Source organism: Acidovorax sp. HMWF029 (assembly GCF_003060895.1).
In the GTDB taxonomy this organism is placed as follows: Bacteria; Pseudomonadota; Gammaproteobacteria; order Burkholderiales; family Burkholderiaceae_C; genus Acidovorax.
Window position 1 is genome coordinate 15,254 of sequence record NZ_QAIH01000291.1, and the last position, 732, is coordinate 15,985.

General features: G+C 62.7%; 1 protein-coding gene. It reads left to right on the forward strand.

The window, feature by feature from the left end; translation table 11 throughout:
* Positions 1 to 631: TetR/AcrR family transcriptional regulator (locus tag DBR12_RS20170; RefSeq protein WP_108618861.1), on the forward strand; the 631-nt coding region annotated here is incomplete at its 5' end.
* Positions 632 to 732 lie beyond the last annotated feature (101 nt).

The window sequence follows — 732 nt, forward strand, 5'->3', positions numbered from 1 at the left end:
GCGCGACAACATCCTGAAAGCGGCGACCAAGGTGTTCGCACGCTACGGCTACGAAGGCGGCAGCGTCGAGAAGATCTCCAAGGCAGCCAAGTCCTTCGACCGGATGATCTACTACTACTTCGGCAGCAAGGAAGGCCTGTTCATCGAGGTGCTGGAGGAAACCTACCGGCGCATGAACGATGCGGAATCCAAACTGGACCTGGACACCGCCAAGCCGGTGGAGGCGCTGCAGGCCGTGATCCGCTTTGTGGTGGGCTACTACCGCAAGAACCCCGAGTTCATCACCCTGCTCAACACCGAGAACCTGCACAAGGGCAAGCACATCTCCAAATCGATGCGCGCCCGTGAATATTCTTCGCCCGCCATCGAGGTGATCCGCCGCGTGCTCGACAGCGGCCAGGCGCAGGGCCTGTTTCGCAAGGACGTGTCAGCGCGCGATGTGTACCTGCTTATCGCCGCCACGGGCTACTTCTACATGTCCAACCGGCACACGCTGTCGGCCTTTCTGGGCGAAGACCTGGAAACGCCCGACGCGCTGGCGCACTGGGAGTCGTTTGTCATCGACAGCGTGCTGCGCACCGTGGCACCCGGCCCCCACCTACCCAAGGGCAAGGCGGCAGCAACGGCCTGAATCAACAAGAGGTTTTTCCCTGCGGGGTCCCGCGTGGCGCCCCGCCCCCACCCCACGAGGAGAATCCATGGCAGAAGCAGCAGCAGGCGGCAAATCGGGCA